The sequence below is a fragment of the Synechococcus sp. R3-13 genome (assembly GCF_047462195.1).
In the GTDB taxonomy this organism is placed as follows: domain Bacteria; phylum Cyanobacteriota; class Cyanobacteriia; order Thermostichales; family Thermostichaceae; genus Thermostichus.
In genome coordinates this window covers 1-8,412 of sequence record NZ_JANSIO010000424.1, presented here as the reverse complement: position 1 = coordinate 8,412, position 8,412 = coordinate 1, and the positions used below count along the sequence as shown (strand labels likewise).

General features: G+C 59.2%; 8 protein-coding genes. 4 read left to right on the top strand and 4 right to left on the bottom strand.

Translation table 11 applies throughout. The features are described from left to right. Positions 1 to 114: 114 nt before the first annotated feature. Both NW856_RS12320 and NW856_RS12315 read right to left on the bottom strand, forming a co-directional pair. Complete coding sequence (locus NW856_RS12320) at positions 115 to 639, bottom strand: YIP1 family protein (protein WP_414356283.1); 525 nt, start codon at positions 637 to 639, stop codon at positions 115 to 117. Between the two features lie 480 nt (positions 640 to 1,119). After that, positions 1,120 to 3,090: a protein kinase domain-containing protein gene (locus tag NW856_RS12315; RefSeq protein WP_414400505.1), complete on the bottom strand. Its 1,971-nt coding sequence runs from the start codon at positions 3,088 to 3,090 to the stop codon at positions 1,120 to 1,122. A 141-nt stretch (positions 3,091 to 3,231) separates the two neighbouring features. Here NW856_RS12315 and NW856_RS12310 point away from each other — a divergent pair, with 141 nt between their 5' ends. Then, on the top strand, positions 3,232 to 4,113 hold the full coding sequence (locus tag NW856_RS12310) for an inositol monophosphatase family protein (protein WP_414400504.1): 882 nt from the start codon (positions 3,232 to 3,234) through the stop codon (positions 4,111 to 4,113). Here the strand turns inward: NW856_RS12310 and NW856_RS12305 are convergent. Beyond that, the gene (locus NW856_RS12305) at positions 4,068 to 5,051 is read right to left on the bottom strand and encodes a glycosyltransferase family 2 protein (protein WP_011433457.1); all 984 of its coding nucleotides are present in this window, start codon (positions 5,049 to 5,051) and stop codon (positions 4,068 to 4,070) included. The two genes, NW856_RS12310 and NW856_RS12305, sit on opposite strands and share 46 nt — an antisense overlap. Positions 5,052 to 5,138: 87 nt before the next feature. Beyond that, positions 5,139 to 6,239, bottom strand: coding sequence for a uroporphyrinogen decarboxylase (gene hemE, locus NW856_RS12300; protein WP_414400503.1), 1,101 nt, complete (start codon positions 6,237 to 6,239; stop codon positions 5,139 to 5,141). A 243-nt stretch (positions 6,240 to 6,482) separates the two neighbouring features. Between hemE and crtE the strand changes: the two genes are divergently transcribed. From crtE to NW856_RS12285, 3 genes are all read left to right on the top strand, one after another. Then, positions 6,483 to 7,376: a geranylgeranyl diphosphate synthase CrtE gene (gene crtE / locus NW856_RS12295; RefSeq protein WP_414400502.1), complete on the top strand. Its 894-nt coding sequence runs from the start codon at positions 6,483 to 6,485 to the stop codon at positions 7,374 to 7,376. A 50-nt stretch (positions 7,377 to 7,426) separates the two neighbouring features. Then, complete coding sequence (locus tag NW856_RS12290; protein WP_414400501.1) at positions 7,427 to 7,909, top strand: divergent PAP2 family protein; 483 nt, start codon at positions 7,427 to 7,429, stop codon at positions 7,907 to 7,909. Positions 7,910 to 7,951: 42 nt separating this feature from the next. Further along, positions 7,952 to 8,412 (top strand): hypothetical protein (locus tag NW856_RS12285; protein ID WP_414400500.1); only part of this gene is annotated, 461 nt, incomplete at its 3' end.

The following is an 8,412-nucleotide window of genomic DNA, read 5'->3' as shown; positions in this document are numbered from 1 at the left end:
CCCGTCAGGGTGCCGTAGGCATAGCAATAGCGTTGCGGAGCAACAATACGCAGAACCAGAAGGCTTTTCTTGGTAGCCCAGGCGTCTCACCCTAACCTGAAACAACTATAAGCTTTAGCGCAAGGAAGCCAGAGCAACGACGCCGCTGGTCAGCCAGCTCAGGGACAGGATCCCCCCTAGGAAAGCCAATGGGATCAGGCCCACCAGGCGCCACCACTCCAAATCCAGCGCTACAGCTACCGCCCGCACCTGCCAAACCACAAACCACAGCAGCGCTGCAAGGCCCAGCAGGGATCCCAGTACCCCACCCAACGATTGAGCAGGCCCCAGCAGCAGCCACGGCAAGCCGGCAAACCCCGTCAAGCACAGCAGCGCCGAAAAGGAAGGGGCAGCCCGACCTAAACAGAAGGCCAGCAACTGCAGCAAAGCCGCCAAACTCACCCAGCCCAGGGATCCCATCAGTACTGCCAGCACCATGCTCGGCAGGCTTGCCCCAGAGCGGCGAATCGCCTCTAGGACGTTAAGCAGCCCCACCACCCCAAAGGCTTGCCAGAGAACGGGCTGTTCCCGCAGTGCCCGAAAAGTGCGCTCCGGCAGAAACCAAGCGCCATAGATGTTGTCTAACCAGGAACCGAGCATGGCCGGCAACAAGTCAAGCTATCTTTCATCCTAGCCCTTATGAGCACTTGACAGGCACATCCCAAAAATGGGGTATGATTGGAAAAGGATTCTGCGGCGTTGGTGACTGCCGTTATGTTTTTGCGATCTATACCCTTCGACAATTAGGATGGGAAGTGGATGTGAGAGCAGTAAGCCAAACTTAGATTTGGAAACTATCAACAATCATCCCCGGTATCCTACACTGGATTTTCCAGGTCGAAAACCACGGTAAAACGGCGCAATAGTATCCTCAAAAGAGCCCTCGAAAGGGGGCCTTTTTGTTGCTTGAATGTTGCAGTTGAATTGCCATTGCTTTACGGGATCCCAAGCCAAATTGCCCATAGCCAGGTGGATCCAGTACCATGATGATCTATTTCAATTCCTGGCTCCCCTCTTTCCTAGAGAGAGTCAAAGGGACTGTCGAACTGCGGTTGTTTTTCGAAACGGGATCCCTGGGGCCTAAGAGGCTTGTTGTTGATTTTGAACAGGAGGGATCCGGCGCAAATTCAAAAGCACCATTGCGCTAAGGGGGCGCGTGTTGGCCAGTAGCCCCACGATCAGCAGCAGCCAACTGTTCAAGGTAGTATTGGCCAGCAGCCAACCCATCAACAGAGCCGATCCTGCCCCTTCGGCAACTGCCGCCAAGATCCAAGCCCGGCTACCTTTCCAGCGCTGAGACCACAAGGCCCATTGCAGCCCACCAACGCCGACCCCCACCAGCAAACCGCGCAGCGCATCTCCCATTGCCTGCAAGACATTTTGGAGCCAGGGATCCGTCGGGTTAAAAGCAGAGGTTGCTACCCCCACCTGGGGAGCGAGGAAATCCGCCGCCGCCCAGCCCAAAGCCGTGGCCAGCAAAGTTGCAGCCACCCATCCCACCGAAACCTGCCGCCGCAACACCAGCCACTGCAGCAGCCCCATCAGCAAGCCAAGGCCGGCTCCAGCCACCGCTTCTTGTAGTGATCCCAAAGCCGCCAGCAGAGGCGCTGATGCCCCCAGCCCCAGGTAGCCGATCCCAGCCGCCCCCCAATTGGCCAAGAGCCAACTCAACGCCGACCCTTTGCCCAGGCGGGGTGCATTCAGGGGTGCATCCAACAGATGAGAGCCGGACTTGCTGTTGACATGTTCCTGCCCAACCTTCTGTTCCACCTCGCGCAGTCCCTGTTCCGCTGAAGGGTTACCCGGTTCCAGCCGCAGCACCCCTTGATAGTCCATCTGGGCAAGGCCCCAATGCCCCTGTCGTTGGTGGGCCAGACCGCGGTAGAGATAGTAGCGGGCTTCGTTGGGGGCGCTCTGGATCAGCTCATTGAGCAAATGGACGGCCATCTTGTACTCGCCTGCCTCGATCAGCCTTACCGCCCGTTGTAGCTTTTCTTCCTCAACTGGGGCAGTTCGGGGCTGTTGGGAAGTCGGCTGGCCAAATCCGGTCGGGATCCGCTGGGGACGAACACCTGGAGATGCAGGAGATGAACTTGAGGGAACGAACGGGGCAGGAGGGGCGATCTTGTTTCCATAGACAGCCTGTAGCTGCTGGCCGAGCACTTCCATGTTGGCCGGGCGGAGGGCAGGGTCTTTCTCTAGGCACTGGAGGACAACCTTCTCCAGGGCAGCGGGGATGGGGTGGGCTAGCTTGTGGTCTTGGAAGGGGCGGGGCTTTTGAAAGTTGTGGACGTGGTACCAGCCCTGCAAGGTGTCGGTATCCGGCTCGAAGGGCAACGCACCAGTTAACAGCTCGTACAGCACCACCCCCAGGGAATAGATGTCGGAGCGGCCATCCAGCTTTTCTCCGCGCATTTGCTCGGGCGAGGCATAGACCATCGTGCCCAAAAAATAGCCCGTCTGCGTCAGGCCACGAGAGGTCTCCCCCATGAGCTTGGAAATGCCGAAGTCCAGGATCTTGACCCGCTCTTTCCCATCGGGCCCTTTCTGCACAAAGATGTTGCTGGGTTTAATGTCGCGGTGGATGACGCCGCGAATGGAGTGCTTGCCCAGATCCATCTGAAAGTTGTGGGCGTGGTGCAGGGCAGAGCAAATTTGCAGAGCCAAGTTCACCACTCGCTCTGGGTGCAGGGGGCCTTCCCGAGCCAGCACATAGTCCAACCCCTGGCCGCTGTAGGGTTTGGCATTCAGGTACTCCATCACCAGATAGGGCTGGTTTTGGTACAGGCCGTAAGAGCGCACCTGCACGATGTTGGGGTGCTCGCCCAATAGAGCGCTGACCCTGGCCTCATCCATGAAGCGTTGCTGCAGTTGCTGGTAGTACTCTGGGCCCATGTCCGGGGGCGGCGGGCGCAACAACTTGACGGCCACCAGCTCGTCATTGAGCTGGGTATCCACCGCCTCGAACACATTGCCGTAGCCACCCTCGCTGATGTGGCGGGTCAGCCGGTAGCGGTTGCCAATCAGTTGTCCAATCAGGCGCTGGTTCATGGAGGAGGGTGGCCAGCTGGGGAGTTTACCTATGATTTGATTCTATTCAGCTTATGGGCCTAGAACCTGCTTGTGAGGGATCCGCTGCCATTGCGACCCCTTTTCCACCCCAAAAGCCAGGGATCCCGCTAGGATTGGGGCATGAGTGCTCCTTCTGCAACTGCTGCTCTATCCCCTTTCTGGCTGGAGGTTACCGAGTTTGCCTTGCAGGCTACGGCCAGCGTGGGATCCCAGCTCTTGGCAGACTTTGGCCAGGCCCACCCTACGGTTCGCGCCAGCGGGACGGAGTCCTTAAAAGCCGACGGCAGCTTGGTAACCTCTTCTGACCAGTGGGCGGATCGCGCTTTTCAAGGGGCCATTGCCGCTGCCTACCCCGATCACGGTTATCTGAGCGAGGAATCCAACCACATTTTTCCCGAGAAGGAGTGGTGTTGGGTAGTGGATCCTTTGGATGGCACCACCAATTTTGCCCGTGGGATCCCCATTTGGGGCAGCTCCTTGGCTTTGCTGCATTGGGGCGTGCCGGTGTTTGGCTGTGTCCATCTGCCGCCCATCCGCCAGACTTTTTACGGTTATTGGCCTCGGTTTCCTGGGGATGCAGCAGCAGGGGCTTTTCTCACCCGCCACGACCGGGATCCCGCCTGTCCCCAGCCAATCCGTCCTAGCACCGCCTCACCCGGCCCCAACCAATTGTTTAATTTCTGTTCCCGCAGCAGCCATTGGATTAGCCCGCAATTCCCTTGCAAAGCGCGGATGTTGGGGGGCGCTGCCTACAACCTGCTGGCGGTGGCCGGTGGCAGCCTTTTGGGGGCGGTAGAACGCTCGCCCAAGATCTGGGATGTGGCGGCAGTGTGGGTCATTGTCAAGGGGGCCGGCGCCGTTTGGGAACCCCTGAGCTGCACCGATCCGGATCCCGGCCAGCCTCTGATTCCCGGCAAGGATTATGGCCGGCTTATTTACCCCGCCCTGGTGGCAGCTCAAGCAGAGTGGATCCCCTTATTTCGCGCCTTCATCGCTCTGTAGCTTTCGTAAACGGCCTGCACGTTGTACCAGTTGAGGAAAAAAATCCGGCACAGCTCCAAGGCCAACTGCGAGCGGCCATGCCGGATCAACCAGCGCAGCAGCGGTTCCACCCGCTTCTCGTTCAGCCAGCCCCCCAGGGATAAAAGGCCCCACAGGAATTGGTGCAGGGGCGTCAGTTGGATCATCAGGCGCACGGCCCAGGTGGGGTGTTTTTGGTAAAAGAGAATACCCATGCGGCCCCGCTGCCGTTCCCGCTCAATCAATCCTGGGATCTGCTGCAGCTCAAAGGGCGGATGCCAGTGGTAGCCGGTGGCCTGGGGGCACTTGACCAGGCGCAGGCCCAAACGTTTTAGCCGCACCCCCAGCTCCAGGTCTTCCCAGCCGTAGAGGTGAAACCGCTCGTCAAAGGGGCCGGCGGGGGTTTCGCAGGCCAGCTCCAACCAATGGCGGGCAATGGCCACGTTGCCGGTGGCGAAAAAGGCTGCCGAAAAATCGGTGGGCTTGAAGGGTTCGGAGCGGGGATCCTGAAAATTGCTGGTGTTGATCACCCGCCCGTAGGTGAAGACCTTAGCCTCGTGGGGGGAGCGGGGATCCCCTGTAACGCCGTGCCGCCGCAGCATCTGGGCGTGGCTGGCCAAGAAGTGATCCACCACCACCAGGTCGCTGTCGATAAAGACGATGAGGGATCCCTGGGCGTGGCGAAACCCCAGGTTGCGGGCAGCGGCGGGGCCACGGTGCTCCTGCTGCAACAGTTTCCACTGGGGCAAGCCAACGGGGTTGTTCTGCAGCCATTCCACTGTGCCATCGGTGGAGCCATCGTCCACCACCACCACCTCGTAGCCCTCGTAGGGGCCGGGCTGCTGCTGCGCCAGGGCCCGCAGACACTGCTCCAAAATGGGACGGCGGTTGTAGGTGGGAATGATGACGCTGATGTACACCGGGGATCCCTGGAGATGGCCGTGCAACCTTAGAGCAAAAGTTGAGCAAAACGCTTCAGGGAGGAGGGGTTCGCGCTGCCTGTTAGGCTAGAGGGCTTTTAGGAGCTCTGCCGACTGGCGCACCGTCTCGAAAAAGTAATGGACATTGGCCTCTGGAGTGCTTTGGTGAATGCCGTGGCCCAGGTTCATGATATGCCCACGGGATCCGGCTTTTCGAATCACCTCTAGGGTGCGCTGCCGGATGAACTCCGGGGATCCCAGCAACACCATTGGATCCAGATTGCCCTGCACCGCTAGGGATCCCAGGCGAGCCCTGGCCTCTGCCATATCGCTCATCCAATCGAGGCTGAACACGTCGATGCCGGCTTTGCCCACCCGCTCCAGCAAAGCGGCGCTGCCGTTGATGTAGAGGATCAGTGGCACCTGCGGATAGCGAGCTTTCACCTGATCCACAATTTGCTTTTGGTAGGGCAAGGCCCAACACTCGTAATCGACTGGGCTGAGCTGTCCGGCCCAAGTATCGAACAACTGCACCACCTGGGCGCCGCACTCGATCTGGTAGATCACGTAGCGGGCAATGCTGTCGGCCAGCTTACTCAGCAACTGATGCAGCAATGGCGGCTGCGCGAAGGCCAAGCTCTTGATGTGGGCGTAATCTTTGGAGCTGCGCCCTTCCACAGCATAGCAGGCCAGAGTCCAGGGGGAGCCGACAAACCCCAGCAGCGTCGCTTTTCCTTCCACCTCGCGGCGCAGGGTGCTGAGAATGGTCTTGATGAAAGGCAGACTTTCTTCCGGTTCCAGGAGGCGAATGCGCTCAATTTGGGCTTGCGAACGAATCGGCGGGTCGATGATTGGCCCCTGATGCTCCACCAGCTCAAAAGGGATCCCCATGCCCTCAAGGGGGGTGAGGATATCGCTGAACAGGATCACTCCATCAGGGGCAAAGGCCCGAAACGGTTGCAACGAGATCTCGACGGCCAGCTCCGGGATCTCGCAACGCTGCTTAAAGGTGTACTTGCTTTGCAGCTCGCGGTAGGCCGCCATGTAGCGACCCGCCTGGCGCATCATCCAAACTGGAGGGCGATCCAGCACTTCCCCTCGGGCCGCCCGCAGCAAACGGTCACCCAAGTGCTCCGCACCGCTGGCGGTGGAGGAGGTGGCGCTGAGCTGAACAGGCGAGTGGGACATAGGAGGGCAATCCGGCTAAAGATCCTTATGAATCCTGACATTGTGGCGACAGCAACCGCAAGTTGGCGGCTCAGGATCCCTGCAGTTTCTTCATCGGCTGCAACTTGCTGTTACTTCTTACCCTTTTGGCCTCTGGGCTGGGATCCCCAATTAAAGTGGACATGAGATAATGACACCTGACAAGTCTGTTGAAGAACGGCTCGACAAGGATCCCCCCATTGCCGAGTTGAGAGGAAACCCCGCTTGGTTGCCCAAACCTTTAACCTGAAAGCCTACCTGAGCCAGCGTCAGCAACAGGTGGAAGAAGCTCTCTCTGCAGCTTTGGTTCCCGCCTATCCGGAGCGCATTTACGAGGCGATGCGCTACAGCCTATTGGCAGGGGGGAAGCGCCTCAGGCCCATCCTCTGTCTGGCTGCTTGCGAGTTGGCCGGCGGCACTGTGGAGCAGGCTCTGCCTACCGCCTGTGCCCTGGAAATGATCCACACCATGTCGCTCATCCATGACGACTTGCCGGCCATGGACAATGACGACTTTCGCCGCGGCAAACCCACCAACCACAAGGTGTTCGGCGAAGACATTGCCATCTTGGCAGGAGATGCCCTGCTGGCCTTTGCCTTTGAGCACATTGCCAGCCAAACTCAGGGGGTACCGCCGCAGTTGGTGTTGCAGGTGATTGCCCGCATTGGCCATGCTGTGGCGGCAACCGGTTTGGTGGGGGGACAGGTGGTGGATCTGGAGTCGGAGGGCAAAGCCATTTCCCTGGAAACTTTGGAGTACATTCACAGCCACAAGACCGGCGCTCTATTGGAAGTCTCGGTGGTTTCGGGAGGGATCCTGGCGGGGGGAGATGAGGAGCTGCTGGCCCACCTGAGCCGCTACGCCCGCGATATTGGCTTGGCCTTTCAGATTGTGGACGACATTTTGGACATCACCGCCACCAGCGAGCAACTGGGCAAAACGGCAGGAAAGGATCAAGCTGCCGCCAAAGCCACCTATCCCAGCTTGTTGGGCCTAGAGGCCTCCCGGCAAAAAGCCGAGGAGCTGATTCAATCGGCCAAGGAAACGTTGCGCCCCTATGGATCGCGGGCAGAGCCGCTGTTGGCCCTGGCAGATTTCATCACTCGCCGTCAGCATTAGGACAGGACAAGGGGACAAGATCAGATGGGATCCCTGGAGACCCTGCTCGCATGTCTGTGCTGGAGAGCCGTATGCTGCAACAGTTGATGGCCAATCATGTCCTCTGGGTTGCTTTGCTGGCCAGTGTGTTGGCCCAAGCCATCAAGCTGATCCTTTCCTATGTACGGTCGGGCAAGGTTAACCTGCGAGTCTTGGTGGAAACCGGGGGAATGCCCAGCTCCCACGCAGCGTTGGTGACGGCTTTGTCCATTGGGGTGGGGATGCAGGAAGGCTGGGACAGCCTGCTGTTTGCCGCGACGGTGGTTTTCGCATTGGTGGTGATGTACGATGCCGCGGGGATCCGCCAAGCCGCCGGAAAACAGGCGCGGGTGCTGAATCGCCTCCTGGAAGAATGGTTTGAAGAAAAGGGCGCCGACCGTTTCCAAGAACCCTACCTGAAAGAATTGCTGGGCCACACTCCCGTGCAGGTCATGGCCGGCGCGGCTTTGGGAGCAGCCTGTATCACACTGTCATTTGCCCTGGGAGTAAACTAAGAGCCATTGGGGCACGTTAGAGCAGAAGTACCGCGAGTGGTCATGGCCTCCAGTTCTCAACCTCGTCCGATCCAACGTTGCCCTTCCTGTGGCAAGCCGATCCCGGCCTACCGGTTCAAGTCTCCCTACTGCGACCACTGCGGTTGGCGGGCGGCTCCGGCAGCGCAAACCCCTCAAAAAGGTGGATCCCTGGGCCAGAAAATCGCAGCTCAGGTAAACGGGATCGGATCCCAAGGTCAACGCCTCAAGGTGCCCCCTCTGCTGCAGCCGCTTCTGAACTTCAACTTTTACCTCTATCTGCTCTGGGGGATCAGCCCTCTGTTTCCGCTGGTGGTGGATCGACCCCTGCTGGCCGAATCCAACTATCTGCTCCTAATCCCGCTTTTGTTGAGCTGGGGGCTGCTTTATTTGGCGGTGCGAGATCTGCCGCTGCCGGACAATTTGCGGCTGCCGCGCCTGTTGTTGGATGTATCGTTCATCCTGCTGCCCTTCTTCCAGAAAAT